This is a genomic window from Chitinilyticum aquatile DSM 21506 (assembly GCF_000430805.1).
Classification (GTDB): Bacteria; Pseudomonadota; Gammaproteobacteria; order Burkholderiales; family Chitinibacteraceae; genus Chitinilyticum; species Chitinilyticum aquatile.
Genome location: NZ_AUMS01000004.1, coordinates 190,192 through 204,513, shown reverse-complemented (window position 1 = coordinate 204,513; position 14,322 = coordinate 190,192). Strand labels below are relative to the sequence as shown.

The following is a 14,322-nucleotide window of genomic DNA, read 5'->3' as shown; positions in this document are numbered from 1 at the left end:
CCTGTGGGGCGCGCAAGCTCAACTCAACCTATTGATCGGGCCCTCTGATGTTTTAAGTCGTAGGAGCGAGCTTGCTCGCGATCAACAAGGCTTCGCGAGCAAGCTCGCTCCTACAAAAGTTCATGCTTCAGAAGGCCGGATTAATAAGTGCTGACGGCTATACTGCGGATCAGCACTTTGTTCTGCAAGAGTCCGCCATGAAGCGATTTCTGTCTGCTCTACTGTTGATCGTTTGCAGTGGCGGGCTAGCCGCCAGCGATCTGACGATGATGGTCGGCGATAATCCGCCGTTCAATTCCTTTCGTGGTAGTCGCCCCGAAGGCGTGGCTGTGCTAATTGTCGATGTGATGCTGCATCGCGCCGGCCTGTCGGTGAGCTACGTTGAATACCCGTGGGCGCGAGCCTTCATTCTTGCTCAGACCGAGAAAGACCACTGCGTGTATACCCTGGGCCGCTTGCCCGAGCGCGAAGCGCTGTACGAATGGATAGGCCCGATTTCGGTGAATCAGTGGGTTTTTTTTGGCTTGCGCGAACGCAGTCTGGAGCTGCGAAACCTCGACGAAGCTCGCCCCTACACCATTACCGGCCAGCGCAAGGACGCGAAGGCAACCTGGCTGGAGTCGCAGGGTTTCAGCATTGATTACGCGACCACTGAAAGCCAGTCACTCAAGAAAGTCGCAAGCGGGCGTATCGACCTTTACCCTGCCGGCTTGTACAGCTTGCCCGAGCTGGCTGCCAAGGCTGAAGTTGACCCCGCGTTGTTTGAACCGCTGCTGGTATTCAACCGCATCGACAATTACCTCGGCTGCAGCAAGAGCACCGACCCCGACAAGCTGCGCCGCCTGCGCGCCGCCCTGACCAGCATGAAGGCCGACAAGACCTTCGAGCGCATCACCGCTCGCGGGCTGGCCGGTTTCCGCAAACCCTGATCGGCGTGCTGAGCCAGACGTCGCCGCTCCTCACTTTCCCCCATACACCTGCCACAGCACCAGTGCCCACATCCCAAACAGGTTGACGAGGCAGACGAGCTGGGCGGCGCTGCCGAGGTCCTTGGCGCGCTTGGCGAGCGCGTGGTGTTCCAGCGAGGTGTGGTCCACCGCCGCTTCCACGGCGGAATTGAGCAGCTCGACGATTACGCTGGCGACATGGCAGCCGATCAGCACGGCGGTGCCCCAGCCAGGCAGCGGCAGCGCCAGCGCGACGATGACGCCGACGATGGCCAGCAGCGACACCTGGCGGAAGGCGGCCTCGTTGTCCCAGCCGGCCTTCAGGCCGTCCAGCGAGTAACCCAGTGCATTCAATACACGACGTATGCCTGTCTTGCCTTTGAAGGGGCTTTCGTTCACGCGGATACTCCAGTGGGTTTATGTGGGGTGAAAATGCTGCTGTAAACCGCATGGTTGGTCAGCAGAATGAAGGGCAGCAGGAGCAGCAGGCCGAGCAGCCACAGCAGGCTGGCCAGCAGGAAACACAGGCCCAGCAGCAGGGTGAGGGCGGTGAGCGGCAGCAGGTTGCGCCACAGCGCAACAAAACCGAGCCGGAGCGCATCGACGCTGCTGAGCGGCTGTTGCGCCAGCAGCGGGGCGGCAAAGGTGTTGGCAACCAGCCAGCTGACGATCATCAGCCCGAAGCAGGCAAACACGAAGGGCATGAAGCCCATCAGCTGTTCAAGCTGGCGGGCGCTTTCTTCCGGTGATGGCGTGGTAACGACGCTGAGCTGGGTGAACATCTGGTTCAGCTGTTCCAGCTGCGCGGTGCTGATCATCAGCGAGGCGATGACTTGTGACGCGATCAGCATCAGCAGCGTGGTGATCACGCCCAGGCGGATGAAGCGGCCCCGGAAGGCAAACTGGAACAATGCCGTGATGCGCGGCTTGCTGCCATCCTGTACCTGTTCGTCCGCCATGACGACAAATGACGCCATCACGCCGGGCATTGCCACCATGGCCAGGATGCCGATCATCGGGATGACCGAGAGAAACATCAGCACCAGCAGCACCATGGCAATACCCAGCCACGCCAGCGGCGCGCCGCGATAGAGCAGGAACGCCGAGCGCAGCCAGCCCAGGCAGCCCAGCACGGGAATGCGGCGCGGTTCGGGCTGTGTATCGATGATGGTGTCCTGATCGGTCATGGGAATCATGCTTGGGCAAAAAAACGCATCGTAACAGTCTTGGGTGCATGCCGGCGCATTCTGCGGTGCTTGTATGAAGGCGGGATGAAGCGGTATCGTAAAAAGCACTGTGAACTTTTCATGCCCGTGACGCTCTGTTTCCCCATGCTGCGCCGCTACCTGCTCCTTCTGCTGATCGCCCTGCTGCCCCTGCAGGCGCTGGCGGCTGCGCGCATGATGCACTGCACCCCGCCTGCGGCGGCGGCTGGCGCGGCTGAAAGCGCGGCCGCAGGGCCGCATGCCCATGCAACAGGGACCGCTGCGCACGAGCATGGCGCTGCCGCTGCGCCGGAATCCGATTTCGCCGCCGGCACCACGCAGGATGCCCCGGCCTTCAAGGGGCGGCTGGCCGGCTGCAGCGATTGCGGCCACTGTGCCGTGTGCTACCCCGCCTTGCCTCCGGCGCTGCCGCATGCCCCGCCTGCGGCGGATTCCGCCTATCTGCCTGCGCCGGTCGCGCTCGCGCCCGACGCCGAATATCAGCCTCTCTTGCGCCCTCCGCGCGCCGCCTGATCCCCGCCTGAAGCCGTCACCTGCCCGCTGCCGCTGAGCCGCGCGGCCGGTGGCGAGCTGCGGAGCAAGCCGTGACCATCCGGTTGCGGCGTGCATTTCTCGCCCGTTTTTCCGCCGCTGGCGGAGAACAGGGGCGCAGCCGGCAGGCTTGGTCCTGCCCGCCCGCCCCGCTGGAGATCAGAACATGACTAGAACAATACCGTTATACGGTGGCATGGCTGCGGCCATGTTGCTGCTGGCCGGCCTGGCGCCGGCTGCCGCCCCGCCTTTAGAGCCGGTTCCCGCGCTCTGGCTGGGGCAGGCGCCGCTGCGCGCCAGCGAGCTGGCATCGATGCCGCTGGATGCCGATCGCGTGGCGCGGATTGCCATCCTGAATGCCCCCGCGCTGCGGCCGGCGCTGCGCGAACATGGCATCAGCCCGGCACAGCTGGCCGTTTTGCCGCTGTGGCAGCAGACGGCCGCGGTCGACATTGGCCGCGATGTACTGGGGCTGGCGCAGGCCCCGCAGGGACGCACGGTGCTGGCGCAAGCCGTGCTGGATAGCGTGCGCGAGGCGCGGCTGGCCTGGCTGCAGCTGGCGCTGGCCAGCCAGACGCTGCAAGTGTGCGAACAGCAGGCGCGCGCGGCCGATGCCGCGCTGACCCTGATGGAGGCGCAGGTACAGGCCGGCAACGCGGCCGAGGAAAAGCGCCTGCCGCTCAGACAGGCGGCACGCGCCGCCGCTCGCGAACGCCTGCACTGTGCCGCTGCGCTGGCCAAGGCGCAGCGCCGGCTGGCCAGTGTGCTCGATTTGCCGGATGCCACGACTCTGCGCACGGCCCCCTTGCCCGCACTGCCGGCCAGCCTGCCGCAGGCCGACCTGCCGCAATGGCTGGCAGCCAGCCCGACAGGCCGGCAACTGCAGCAGCAGCAGGCCATCGAGGCGGCGGCACTGCTGCCGCGTGCGGCCAGCCGCAGCCTCCGTCTGCCGCTGACTGGCGCACTGGATCCGGAAGGCATGCCGGCCGTGTCGGCCGCCCAGCTGGAGCTGGGCCTGCAGCAAGCCGGGCTGCGTGCGCAGCTGGCGGACGACTGGGCGGCGCTTGAGCTGGCCTTTCAGGAGTATCGCTCGCTAAGCGAGCAGTTACCTGATGCCCAGAGCTATACCCGGGTAATGCTCACCCATTACAACGGCATGCTCGGCAGTGTGTACGAGCTGATCGACGCCCGCGCCGCCGAATTCGCCCTGCAGCGCGAGTTGCTGGAAAAACAGGCCGCCTTCTGGGAACACGCCTACACGCTGGAAGCGCGCCTGGGCGCGCCGGTCATCATCAACAAGGAGGTGCGTCATGCAGCGCCGTGATTTTCTGGGAGCCAGTGCGGGTGCGCTGGCCGGGCTGGGCTTGCTGGGTATTGGTCGTGAGGCCAGCGCTGCGGCTGTCAGTGTGGCAAACCCCCTTGGTGTATCTGGCGGTCGCACCCCGGTGACGACGCTGAACACCCGCACGCTGGGTTTTCGCATGAACAATGGCGTGAAGGAATACCACCTGGTCGCCGAACCCGTCGAACAGGAAGTTGCCCCCGGCATGACGGCGCTGTTCTGGGGCTATAACGGCAGCAGCCCGGGCCCGACCATCGAGGCCATCGAGGGCGACCGCGTGCGAATTTTTGTCACCAACAAGCTGCCCGAGCACACCACCATCCACTGGCACGGCATCCTGCTGCCGGCCGGTATGGACGGCGTGGGCGGGCTGACGCAGCCGCAGATCAAGCCGGGCGAAACCTATGTCTACGAGTTCACCCTCGGCAAATCCGGCACCTTCATGTACCACCCGCACGCCGACGAAATGGTGCAGATGGCGCAGGGCATGATGGGCATGTTCATCGTGCATCCGAAAAACCCTGCCGAGCGCCGTGTCGACCGCGATTACGCCTTCATGCTGGCCAGCTACAAGATCGACCCCGGCACCCGCCGGCCCGATCCTTCGGAAATGCTCGATTTCAACCTGTGGACCTTCAACAGCCGTACCTTCCCGGCGATTGCCCCGCTGGTGGCGCGCACCGGTGAACGGGTGCGCATCCGCGTGGCCAACCTGACGATGACCAATCATCCGGTGCATGTGCATGGCGTGGATTTCCGCGTCACCGGCACCGACGGCGGCTGGGTTCCGGAGGCCGGGCAATGGCCGGAAGTGACGACCGACGTCGCCGTCGGGCAGATCCGCGTGATCGAGTTCGTCGCCAAGGCGCCGGGCGACTGGGCGCTGCACTGCCACAAATCGCACCACACCATGGGGCCGATGGGGCATGGCGTGCCGAATATGCTGGGGGTCGACCAGGCCGCCGCCACCGCGAAAATCGAAGCATTGCTGCCTGGCCAGCACTATATGGAAATGGGCAGCAACGGCATGGCCGATATGCAGGACATGGCGGCCATGGCGGCGATGATGCCGCTGCCGCCCAACACCCTGCCGATGATGACCGGTGAAGGGCCGTTCGGGCCGATTGAAATGGGTGGCATGTTCACGCTGCTGAAGGTGCGCGACGCGCAGAAGCCGGGTGATTACAGCGACCCGGGCTGGTACGAACACCCGCCGGGTACCGTCGCCAGGCCAGCAGACAGCAAGGCCTTCAGTGGCATACCCACCTGATACGCCAGCAGTTCCACAAGTTCACAACGCATTGAAAGGATTCACCCATGAAAACCACCCTGATCATCACCTCCTTCCTGCTGGCACTGGCTGCGCCCGCGAGCTTTGCCGCCGGTAGCGGCGAGCACGACCACGGCAGCATGCACGGCGAGGGCTACAGCTTTGGCGAGCCGGGCAAGGCTACTGAAGTGACCCGCACCATCAAGGTCAGCGCCGGCGATGACATGAAATTCGTCTTCGACCCGCCGATCGGCAGCATCAAGCGCGGCGAAACCATCCGCTTCGACATCACCAATACCGGCAAAACCGTGCACGAATTCTCGGTGGGCGATGCCGCCAGCCAGCGCGCGCATGCCCTGATGATGAAAAAGATGCCCGATATGAAGCACGATGCCGATCCGAGTGCGGTGACGCTGGAGCCGGGCCAGAGTGGCAGCGTGATCTGGAAATTCAACAAGACCCCGCAGGGCGACATCGTGTTTGCCTGCCAGAAACCCGGCCACTACGACGCCGGGATGGTGCACAAGGCCAGGCTGAAGTAACGGACAAACGTAGCCTGTATGAACACCTGTGTTTGTTCAGCGCCGGTGGCGCGGTGTTTGATGCCGGGTGTGCCCGGCGGCACGTCAGGGGGCTTGTCTTGCCAAGCCCCCCGACACCCCCAAGGCGCGCCCGTTCCGCAGCCCGCCTGCGGCGGGTCCCCTGCGATGCTCGTTGCAGCCAGCGGCGCGCCGAAACTCGCCCTTCGGGCTCAAACACTCGTCACGCCGAAACCCTGGCGCAACTGCGCTTCTTGGCTGCTGCAAGGGCAGGGTGTTCTTGCAAGCGGCTGCGTATTTCCACAAGAAAGCCCTGCACAAGCGCTCTCTGGCAGGGCGCGCGGCCGATGTTGTGACCTGCTTGAATACCCATAAGCCCATAACCATACAGCCATCAATTACAAAGGCCTTCCAACCTATACCCAAGGATATGACCATGAAAACCCGCATCCTGGCCGTACTGGCCGCGCTTGTTTCCGCCTCCGTGCTCGCCGCCCCGGCGGGGACGATGTACAAGGACCCGAACTGCGGCTGCTGCGGCGAGCACACCAAGCACCTGCGCGCGGCCGGCTACAGCATCAAGGAAGAAGGCCGCAGCGACATGCCGGCGATCAAGCAGCAATACGGTACCGACAAGGCGCCAAGCTGCCACACGCTGGTGATCGGCGGTTACGCCGTCGAAGGCCATGTTCCGGCCGCCGCCATCGCCAAACTGCTGAAGGAGAAGCCCGCCGCCAAAGGCATCGCCGTGCCCGGCATGCCGGCCAATTCCCCGGGTATGGGCGAGTACAAGCCCGGCACCATCGAGGTGGTCCTGCTGACCAAAGACGGCAGCGTGAAGCCCTACGGCAAGTTCTAGCGGCCCTTAAGCGTCGATCTGCCGGTCAAACAGCCAGTTGCCGGCCAGATCGATGTAGCCATCGCGCCCGTCGCGGCGGACGTCCAGTACATCTGGATAGAGGTCTAAATCGATGTCATCAAAGGTGCAGGGGATGACCAGTTCGCCGCTGCGGTCGATGCAGCCTTGCCGGCCTGTGGCATCGCAGACCACCACCGCCAGCCCGCAGGGCATGAAGCTGCTGGCGTCCGCAAAGCGGGCGGCAATCACCAGCTCGCCCGCGCGGTTGATGAAGCCGTAGCGGCCGTCGATCTCGACGTGCGCCAGCCCCTGCTTCAGGTCGGCCATATCATCGTACTGCGGTGTAACGGCCAGCTCGCCCTGACTGTCGATCAGCCCGTAGCGCCCGTCCTGCACCACCATTGCCAGCCCTTCCGGACCGAACTGGAAAACGCTGTCGAAGTCCGGCGTCAGCACGGTGTCGCCATTGCGGTTGATGAACAGTACCCGTTCATCCTCGTCGCGCGCGCGCGCCAGCCCGTTGGCCGCGAACGGATGCAGTTGGTCATAGCGGGGCGGAATCAGCCAGGCGCCGCTGGTGTCGATCATGCCCAGCAGGCCTTGATCTGCTACTTTGGCCATGCCGTGTTCGTCAAATTCATAGGCCTTGTCGAACTGTGCGGCAATCGCCAGCTCGCCGTTGCGGTTGCAGTAACCGTAACCGCTGAGGCAGCCCTCATCCGCCACGCTGACCGCTGCCAGCCCGCAGGCGGCAAAGTCGTCGGCGTCATAGAAGCGCGGCGAGATCTGCCACTGGCCGTCTATTCCCAGATACCCCAGCGAGTCGTCGCGGTGGGGAACGATGATGGCGGCGGCCAGCCCGAAGCAGAACCGACCGAGGTCGTAATAGCGCGGCGCAATCAGGATACTGCCGTCGCGGTCGGCATAGCCCTGCTGGCCGCCGGCGTTTTCGATGGGTAGCCAGTGATAAGGATCGGTGATGATGGGCATGGATGATTTTCCGGTTAATTGAACGGGGTGCCGTTTATACCCGGCAGTCTATGGCTCTGATGCCATTTATTGCCAAGAAGTTCAGGGCAATACCCTGCTTGTTATTTAGCGGACTGTTGAAAACAGCCCGCGATCCGATTTTTCCGGCAAAGCCGGGAAAAATGTATGAAAAGCAAAATAGTCAATCATTGATTTTCAGAAGCCGATTTGCGCCGGGCTTGGCCCGGTGCTTGCTGTCGTTGGATAAACCGACTTTCTCAACAACCTGCTAGGCGAAGGGTAATTCCTCCGGGGAAATCTCCGCGCGGGTGCTGGCAAGCCGCGCGCGCGCATCCGCATCACATTCGAAGACGGCAGCGAGTACGGCGGAATATTCCGGTGTGTCGCACAGCGCCGCATCGCAGGCTTCCGCCGCCAGCAGCCAGCGCACCCCGTCGCGGTAGTCATGCTGCGACCCGCTACGCACATTGCCACGGATCGCTGCGATGGCCAGCATGGCGGGCGCGCAGTCCTCGCTTTCCGCCTCCAGTTCGCCCAGCATCTCCTCTAGCAGTGTTTCATCGTCCAGCCGGGGCAGTAGCGGCAGAAGGCGGCGCAGCGTTTTGCCGCGGCGGTCGACCAGATCGGCATTTTCGATCAGCACGTGCACGAGTTCAGCCACGCTGGCCAGCAGGGTGGCGCGTTGCGCCGCATCGTCCGTGCTGGCGAAGGCTTCGCTATAGCACTGCAGCAGCTCGCGGGCATTGCCGGCCCGATCACTTTCCAGCCAGCGGATGACGTCCTCGCGGCTGCCGCTGGCGCGCCCGGCCAGCACGCGGCGCGCCAGGAAACTGGCGCACTGCGGGTTGCCCAAATCAGCGCCGATGCGGCAAAAGGTTTCAGCGTCTGCATCCGCAAGGATCTGCGCGATCCAGTCCCAGTCGTCCGTGTGCGGCGCAAGCCGGGCGACTTCGGCGTACCAGTGCTCGGCAACAACGGCATCGGCGCAAAAACCGCCGCGACCGGTCTGCGCCAGCCACGCATACAGCAGCATGGCGGTGGTATTGGCGCGTTCACGCACGGCCAACTCCAGTGTGGCCGGTAGCCAGTCGCAGTCGTGCGCCAGCGCGAACTGGTACAGCCAGCACTGCGCCATCGCGATGCGGGTAGCGCTCAGGCCATGGCGGATCGGGCCTGTGCTGATCAGCGCTTCGGCAAAGTCGCGATGATCTGGGTTGTCCGGTGACATCTCATCGAGAATCTGCAGCAGCAAAAATTGCCGCTGCCCCGGGCGCAGGGGCTTGTCCAGCTCGTGATTCAGCCGCTCGAAGACGGTATCGGAGTCGGCCTGGGCATCCGGGTCGTAGCTGATGCCGGTGTTGGCATCCAGCCAGCGGCAGCTGAGTGGAAAGGCAACGATATGGCGCTGCTCCGGATTGAGCCCTGCCAACTCGCGGCTATCCAGCCAGGATTGCAGTGCCGCGTCGTCCAGATGCCAGGCTCGCGCAGGCAACACGCAGAAGATTTGCGGATGCACAGACTGTGCAACGTGCAGCCAGTAATCCAGCTGCCAGCTGTTGCTGCCATCGAGATGAACTTGCAACACGCTCGGGCTTTTAGCGCCCAGGCTTTGCCGCAGTTTCTGCCACAGGCCTTGTGGCTCGGGTGCTGTGATGACGGGCGCAGCGTGCTGCTGATCGGCTTCGACATCGTCGTCGGCAACGCCGCCGTCGTCGTAGACACTGCTGGCAATCTCAACCGCAGGTAGCGCAGCGGGCCGCAGACGTGGGAAAGCGAGCTCCGCATCGGCGGGCAGGCCAATCTGCGCCAGCAGGCGTGCGACACCGGCGCACTCGGCTGCATCATCGGCAAGCTGATCGTTGTACGGGCTGCTGCGCTGCGGTTCCTCTGTGCGCCCGGCCAGCAACTCGGCCAGCCACAAGTCGAAATACGGTTCGGCGGGGTGGTATTCGCCGATGTGAAATAGCGCCAGCGCCGGGGCGATCCACAGCCCTGGATCACGCTCCAGTGCCGCGAGGACGGCTACCAGCAGCAGATCGCTGCAAAAGTGGGCAACACTCGCCGCCGCCTGGCGTGATGACAGCTGCGCCTGCGGTGAGCCTTGGTCGGGTGTGACAGTGAGGCGGTGGTAGCAGTACTGCCAGTAGGCCGCTTCCAGCAGGCAGGCCTGCGCGGATTGGGGAAAGGCATCGCGCCAAGCACGCAAGCGCTGGTAACTGGCCGCGCCATCGGCAAACAGCGTGTCCCCATCGCGCACCAGCAGATGAAAGAACGCCTCTTCATCCTGCGCATACCTGCGGCCCGCGCTGGTTGCCGCGGCGAGCAGCTTTTCGAGTTGAGGGTATTGCCCTGCATGCAGCAGTTCATGGATGCTGCTGGCTAATGCAGGGGTATGGCAGTGCCACGGGCCCTTGTGGCGTGTACGGCAAACGTACTTTCGGCAGTTCGGTTGCGGCAGGTGCGTAGAGTTTCCAGTTGCTTTGCTGTTTGTCGATCCACATGGCAGAGGGGTCTGACTGGTTGGGTTGGGCAGGATGTTAGCGCAAGCCGATAGGGCTGGCATGCCGGCATCATTGGTTCAGGCGATTGTGATGCTGTTGCCATGTGTCAGTGAATTGCTGGGCAGTGGCAGTGTGAATTGCGTAACAAAAATCGACAAAAGAAAGCTCAATGAAAGCATTTGACTGATTTTCGTGGTACTTTCTGTCGCCGCATCGCCGGGAGCTGCCGCTTCCCGGGCGTTTATTTGCCAACCGTTCAACATGCCTGCTGCTGTTGATGTTCTGTTTTCGCTGTTATTCCGCGTCCCATCTGTCCGGATTCCGCTAAACAGGACAACTGCAGCCTCGGGCTGCAAGGGATACTGATATGGGTCTGTTCGATACGCTGAAAGCCGTTCTGTCCGGAGGCGACACCACTGCGCCGCGAGCCGAGCCTGCACCACGGCTGGATACCGAGGCCATGCTGCAGGAAGCGGTCGTGGCTGAAGAGGCGGAAAGGGCCGAAGCCGCTGCATACAGCGAATATGCCCAACCCGCCATCGACCATTCCTCGCCGCTGCTGCAGCCGGTGGAAGGCTTCACGCTGCAGCAGTACGGCGAGATTGTCGGCCGCCAGATGGCCGGTGAGGATGTCGATGCCATCGTGGCTGAATACGGACTGGATCGCGCCCGCTACGATCGCCTTTCCGCGGTCTGGAACGAGCGCATGGCGGAGGACACCGAATTCGTCGTGGCGCGTGTGTACAGCGATGCGCTGACTGCGGCCTCGACCCGTGTACGCGGTACCGGTGACGAGCCTGCGCTGTCGCACGAGCAGTATCTGGATACGATGTATGCGGTGGAAGCCGGCACCAAAGCCGGCCGCGACCCGCAGGCCGTGATTGCCGCGCAGGGTATCAACTTTGCCGATTATGTGAACGCCGGTGCTTACTGGAGCAAGCAGGTGCAGCACTGGCTGGAGCAGGAAGGTCCGGACAGCCCGCGCCTGGCCGAGTTCCACGAGTTGCACGAGCATTACTCCGCCAAGCACGCGGTGGCCCGGCAGGATCAGGACCTCGTGTTCTGAGGCGATCGGAATGACAAGCCAGCCCCGTCTGCGCGGCAAGGCGCCAGCAAGCAGCCCGCCCTTTGAGCGTCTGCGTGCCGATTTCGACCAAGCCGCTGCCGCATTGCTGGCACGTGCCGTCGGGCAGGCGCTGCCGCTGGATGAGTTCCGCCGCGAGGCCGAAGCGCTGGCGGCCTGCTTCGAGGAGACCGCCTGGACCCTGCAGCGCAGCGATCCTGCGCTCGCCGGATTTGCCGCATTTCGCCGCCACCTGCGGGCGGGTGTCGCCGCGCTCCAGGAGGAGTATCTGGCGCATCTGCGCCCGGCCACGCCGCTGGCGGCGGTGTTTGCCAATGCGGCGGCCAGCAGTCCGCGCCATCTGGCCGGCGGTGTACCAGCCCGTGCGACTACGATACGCTGCCGCAGTTGCGGCTCGCCACGCGCGGCGGAAACCGAGACGCTTTGCCGCTATTGCGGACAGGCTGTGTTATGAGTGAAGACCTGCTGGCGCTGATCCGGCGCTGGGACGATTTTCTGGCGCGCATCCGCACGCGGGCCGATGCGGTGCTGGATGAAGCACGTGAGGGTTGTCTGGCGCTCTTTCACCAGCACGATGGCGAGCCAACCGCCATGAGCAATGCGCTGCCGGCAGTGCGCCAGCGCCTGCTTGATCTGGCGGAAAAAGCTGACGCCGCCTGGCTGCATCAGGTGTCGGCGGCGTTTGATGCTGCCGGCGCCAGCGCGCAGCAGGAGGCGCGGGAATTTGCCAAGGCCCGTGCGCTGCGCGACGGACTGGATGCCGCCTTTGAAGAATTCGAAGTGCGCCTGCATGCCGATGCCAGCCGCATGATATGGGCCCGGCTCGCGCCGCGCCTGCCGCGCCAGATCTTCTGCACCCAGTGCGGCACGCCCTTGCCACTGCCGCTGCTGTTTTGTGCCAGCAATCTGTCTTGCCCGTCATGCACCGCCGTGGTGACGTATGAGCCCGGCGATGGCCGCATCGCGCAAGCTTACATCATCCCCAAACTGGCGCACGAGGCGGCCTGGGAGGTGCATGCCGGCGCAGAAACGCTGCCGCGCCCGCCCGAGCTGGTCGCCCATGCCGATTTCGGCCGCGAACTTGCACAGTGGCAGCGGCGCCTCAGCCCGCCATGACGGCCTGCTGTTCCTGATCTGGTGCCCGGCGCAGGTGTTCCAGCGCCAGCAGCGAAAAATGCACGGTCCACAGCGCGGTGAACATCGGGACGACAAACTGCACCAGCGGGATCGTCATCAGGATGGCACTGCTGCCACCGATCCACCAGTAAGCCGGGCGATGCCGGGCCAGTATCTCCCGGTATTCCTCGGGTGTCGCGTGATGGGCCAGCGCTTCATAGCGGAACATGCGCTGGTTGATGTAGGCGGAAAGGCCGATCCACAGCAGCATCCACACCAGGCCGAAAATCAGGAAGAGCGGTACGGCGGCGACAAACAGCAGTGCGGCCAGCAGCAGCGTGACAGTGGCGTGCAGCAGCGAATACGCCAGCGAGCCACCCTGCCGTGCTGCCAGCTGCGGCAGGTGGCGCTTTCCCGCCCGCTGCGCCAGCCCGCGCGTCGTGCACAGTGCCAGCAGCAGCTGGCAGGCATACAGCAGCACATACCAGCTCAGCATGACGATGCCGATGATCTTGCCCCATTCGATGATGGGCACCAGCACGTAGTGGTAGAAGGCATTGTTTTCCAGCGCAGCGACCTGTGCGGGTGCCAGTGCGCGCAGCGGCAGCAGCAGGTGCAGATGCGTGAGTTCGTGCATTACCTGCGCGGCATACCAGCCGATGAGGCCGGCACCGACTGCTGCCAGGGCAAAGGCCAGCAGCAGCGCCATGATGACGCGGCCGCTGAAGAATTGGACAAAGGCGCGGCCGAAGGCGGTTGTGAGGGCAGAATCCATGCGGGGTGGCCTAGCTGTCGTCACCGGAATGACAGTTGTCTAGCGTGATGTAATGACGTTGTACCGGATTGTGCTGGCCGTCGACGATCAGGATTTCGTTGATCATGCCCTGATTCAAGAGCTCCCGTGAGACGTCATCCTGACAAACCTCTGCCTGGCGGAACGCCAGAAAGTTGCTGATCGCTTCGGTCGCCAGCGCATCACCCTGCAACTCGAAGGTATCGGTCAGAATTTTGCCGCTGGCACTGACGGCAATGTGGCGGGTATTCGCATCAATACTGTAGGGCAGGCCGTTTTTGACATCCTCGCGCGCCACTTCGACGAGCAGCCGGCTGAGCGGATCGTTGCTGATGCCATGAAGGATGCCCAGCGCAAACCCGGAGCCGAGCAGGACGAGGGTGCCCAGCAGCATCGCCAGCCCCATCGGCCGGCGCGGATAAGTCCAGCCCAGCATCGTCTGCGCCTGCTTGCGCCCTGCGCAGAAATACCAGAGCACCAGCACCGGAAAGGACAGCAGCATGAAAATGCCCATGCCACTGTGCAGATCGCGGGCAATCCACAGCATATAGGCGCTGATGCCCAGTACGCCGCTCAGCGTTGCCAGCAGCCAGGTCAGGCTGCGGCGGCGGGCAGCATGGTCGCCAATGCGGCACCAGTTCTGGTAATGCAGCAGCATCGGAAACAGCGGACCCAGCAGCAGGCCGATCGCGGCGGCCCAGTCCGGGTGCCACAGCGCGGGCATCGGGTCGGGCGCGGCCGGGCTGGCGGCAGGCACGGCCTCGTCCTCATCGTCCAGCGCCAGCGTGCCGGCGCGGTAGTCGGCCAGCAGCGCCGTGGCTTCCGGCAAATCGCGCTCCTGCACCAGCAGGCGGATTCCGCCCAGCGCATTGCCCAGCACGCCATAGGCATTGACCGTATTCAGGTCGGCCAGCTGCGCCGGTATGCCGGCGCTGGCGAGCAGGCTTCTGACCATTTCGGCATCGATGGCCAGCTCGAAACGCGTGAGGGTAACCAGCTCGGCCGGGTCGGGCGGCGGCAAGGCGGACGGGGCAGATGGTGTTTCGCTCATTGCGGGATCTTGGCTGCAAAGTTAGGGATGATACGCGATAGCGCACAATAATGACGATTCTTGTCAGAAAGCG

The 14,322-nt window shown here is 64.0% G+C and carries 16 protein-coding genes; 9 read left to right on the top strand and 7 right to left on the bottom strand.

The window, feature by feature from the left end:
- Positions 1 to 197: 197 nt before the first annotated feature.
- On the top strand, positions 198 to 929 hold the full coding sequence (locus H559_RS0103695) for a substrate-binding periplasmic protein (RefSeq protein ID WP_028451579.1): 732 nt from the start codon (positions 198 to 200) through the stop codon (positions 927 to 929).
- A 30-nt stretch (positions 930 to 959) separates the two neighbouring features.
- On the opposite strand, the gene H559_RS0103690 is transcribed toward H559_RS0103695, so the two are convergent.
- Both H559_RS0103690 and H559_RS0103685 read right to left on the bottom strand, forming a co-directional pair.
- Positions 960 to 1,352 carry a diacylglycerol kinase gene (locus H559_RS0103690; RefSeq protein ID WP_028451578.1) on the bottom strand — a complete coding sequence of 131 codons (393 nt, stop codon included), beginning with the start codon at positions 1,350 to 1,352 and terminating at the stop codon, positions 960 to 962.
- Complete coding sequence (locus H559_RS0103685; protein ID WP_028451577.1) at positions 1,343 to 2,134, bottom strand: hypothetical protein; 792 nt, start codon at positions 2,132 to 2,134, stop codon at positions 1,343 to 1,345. The genes H559_RS0103690 and H559_RS0103685 overlap by 10 nt, the downstream gene beginning before the upstream one ends.
- Before the next feature lie 120 nt (positions 2,135 to 2,254).
- Here H559_RS0103685 and H559_RS0103680 point away from each other — a divergent pair, with 120 nt between their 5' ends.
- The 5 genes from H559_RS0103680 to H559_RS0103655 all read left to right on the top strand — a co-directional run bounded on the left by H559_RS0103680 (position 2,255) and on the right by H559_RS0103655 (position 6,714).
- Positions 2,255 to 2,686, top strand: a complete 432-nt coding sequence (locus H559_RS0103680) for a hypothetical protein (RefSeq protein ID WP_155845277.1) — start codon at positions 2,255 to 2,257, stop codon at positions 2,684 to 2,686.
- 184 nt (positions 2,687 to 2,870) lie between these two features.
- The gene (locus H559_RS0103675; RefSeq protein ID WP_155845276.1) at positions 2,871 to 4,028 is read left to right on the top strand and encodes a TolC family protein; all 1,158 of its coding nucleotides are present in this window, start codon (positions 2,871 to 2,873) and stop codon (positions 4,026 to 4,028) included.
- Entirely contained in the window at positions 4,015 to 5,316 is a 1,302-nt protein-coding gene (locus H559_RS0103670) for a multicopper oxidase family protein (protein WP_028451574.1), read from the top strand. The genes H559_RS0103675 and H559_RS0103670 overlap by 14 nt, the downstream gene beginning before the upstream one ends.
- A 47-nt stretch (positions 5,317 to 5,363) precedes the next feature.
- Entirely contained in the window at positions 5,364 to 5,858 is a 495-nt protein-coding gene (locus H559_RS0103665) for a cupredoxin domain-containing protein (protein WP_028451573.1), read from the top strand.
- Positions 5,859 to 6,291: 433 nt separating this feature from the next.
- The gene (locus tag H559_RS0103655; RefSeq protein ID WP_028451571.1) at positions 6,292 to 6,714 is read left to right on the top strand and encodes a DUF411 domain-containing protein; all 423 of its coding nucleotides are present in this window, start codon (positions 6,292 to 6,294) and stop codon (positions 6,712 to 6,714) included.
- A 6-nt stretch (positions 6,715 to 6,720) separates the two neighbouring features.
- On the opposite strand, the gene H559_RS0103650 is transcribed toward H559_RS0103655, so the two are convergent.
- From H559_RS0103650 to H559_RS22535, 3 genes are all read right to left on the bottom strand, one after another.
- On the bottom strand, positions 6,721 to 7,704 hold the full coding sequence (locus tag H559_RS0103650; RefSeq protein ID WP_028451570.1) for a WG repeat-containing protein: 984 nt from the start codon (positions 7,702 to 7,704) through the stop codon (positions 6,721 to 6,723).
- 268 nt (positions 7,705 to 7,972) lie between these two features.
- Entirely contained in the window at positions 7,973 to 10,267 is a 2,295-nt protein-coding gene (locus tag H559_RS0103645) for a DUF4034 domain-containing protein (RefSeq protein ID WP_081412857.1), read from the bottom strand.
- A 15-nt stretch (positions 10,268 to 10,282) separates the two neighbouring features.
- A complete protein-coding gene (locus H559_RS22535; protein WP_028451568.1) occupies positions 10,283 to 10,468 on the bottom strand; it encodes a hypothetical protein in 186 nt (61 codons plus the stop codon).
- Positions 10,469 to 10,572: 104 nt separating this feature from the next.
- Here H559_RS22535 and H559_RS0103630 point away from each other — a divergent pair, with 104 nt between their 5' ends.
- From H559_RS0103630 to H559_RS0103620, 3 genes are read left to right on the top strand one after another with little or no spacing between them, the layout of a single operon-like run.
- On the top strand, positions 10,573 to 11,271 hold the full coding sequence (locus tag H559_RS0103630) for a DUF6620 family protein (RefSeq protein WP_028451567.1): 699 nt from the start codon (positions 10,573 to 10,575) through the stop codon (positions 11,269 to 11,271).
- Between the two features lie 10 nt (positions 11,272 to 11,281).
- Positions 11,282 to 11,743, top strand: a complete 462-nt coding sequence (locus H559_RS0103625) for a hypothetical protein (protein WP_028451566.1) — start codon at positions 11,282 to 11,284, stop codon at positions 11,741 to 11,743.
- Positions 11,740 to 12,405, top strand: coding sequence for a zinc ribbon domain-containing protein (locus H559_RS0103620; protein WP_028451565.1), 666 nt, complete (start codon positions 11,740 to 11,742; stop codon positions 12,403 to 12,405). Before H559_RS0103625 ends, H559_RS0103620 begins: the two co-directional genes overlap by 4 nt.
- On the opposite strand, the gene H559_RS0103615 is transcribed toward H559_RS0103620, so the two are convergent.
- Both H559_RS0103615 and H559_RS21360 read right to left on the bottom strand, forming a co-directional pair.
- Complete coding sequence (locus H559_RS0103615) at positions 12,392 to 13,180, bottom strand: EI24 domain-containing protein (RefSeq protein ID WP_028451564.1); 789 nt, start codon at positions 13,178 to 13,180, stop codon at positions 12,392 to 12,394. The genes H559_RS0103620 and H559_RS0103615 overlap by 14 nt on opposite strands.
- 10 nt (positions 13,181 to 13,190) lie before the next feature.
- Positions 13,191 to 14,249, bottom strand: a complete 1,059-nt coding sequence (locus tag H559_RS21360) for a putative signal transducing protein (RefSeq protein ID WP_051278894.1) — start codon at positions 14,247 to 14,249, stop codon at positions 13,191 to 13,193.
- Between the last annotated feature and the right edge of the window lie 73 nt (positions 14,250 to 14,322).

Bases quoted from the DNA above. Each gene is read 5' to 3' on its own strand.
- H559_RS0103655 (WP_028451571.1), top strand. From the start codon at position 6,292: ATGAAAACCCGCATCCTGGCCGTACTGGCCGCGCTTGTTTCCGCCTCC.
- H559_RS0103625 (WP_028451566.1), top strand. From the start codon at position 11,282: ATGACAAGCCAGCCCCGTCTGCGCGGCAAGGCGCCAGCAAGCAGCCCG.
- H559_RS0103630 (WP_028451567.1), top strand. From the start codon at position 10,573: ATGGGTCTGTTCGATACGCTGAAAGCCGTTCTGTCCGGAGGCGACACC.
- H559_RS21360 (WP_051278894.1), bottom strand. From the start codon at position 14,249: ATGAGCGAAACACCATCTGCCCCGTCCGCCTTGCCGCCGCCCGACCCG.
- H559_RS0103680 (WP_155845277.1), top strand. From the start codon at position 2,255: ATGCCCGTGACGCTCTGTTTCCCCATGCTGCGCCGCTACCTGCTCCTT.
- H559_RS0103665 (WP_028451573.1), top strand. From the start codon at position 5,364: ATGAAAACCACCCTGATCATCACCTCCTTCCTGCTGGCACTGGCTGCG.
- H559_RS22535 (WP_028451568.1), bottom strand. From the start codon at position 10,468: ATGTTGAACGGTTGGCAAATAAACGCCCGGGAAGCGGCAGCTCCCGGC.
- H559_RS0103685 (WP_028451577.1), bottom strand. From the start codon at position 2,134: ATGACCGATCAGGACACCATCATCGATACACAGCCCGAACCGCGCCGC.
- H559_RS0103615 (WP_028451564.1), bottom strand. From the start codon at position 13,180: ATGGATTCTGCCCTCACAACCGCCTTCGGCCGCGCCTTTGTCCAATTC.
- H559_RS0103670 (WP_028451574.1), top strand. From the start codon at position 4,015: ATGCAGCGCCGTGATTTTCTGGGAGCCAGTGCGGGTGCGCTGGCCGGG.
- H559_RS0103650 (WP_028451570.1), bottom strand. From the start codon at position 7,704: ATGCCCATCATCACCGATCCTTATCACTGGCTACCCATCGAAAACGCC.
- H559_RS0103695 (WP_028451579.1), top strand. From the start codon at position 198: ATGAAGCGATTTCTGTCTGCTCTACTGTTGATCGTTTGCAGTGGCGGG.
- H559_RS0103620 (WP_028451565.1), top strand. From the start codon at position 11,740: ATGAGTGAAGACCTGCTGGCGCTGATCCGGCGCTGGGACGATTTTCTG.
- H559_RS0103645 (WP_081412857.1), bottom strand. From the start codon at position 10,267: ATGCCAGCCCTATCGGCTTGCGCTAACATCCTGCCCAACCCAACCAGT.
- H559_RS0103675 (WP_155845276.1), top strand. From the start codon at position 2,871: ATGACTAGAACAATACCGTTATACGGTGGCATGGCTGCGGCCATGTTG.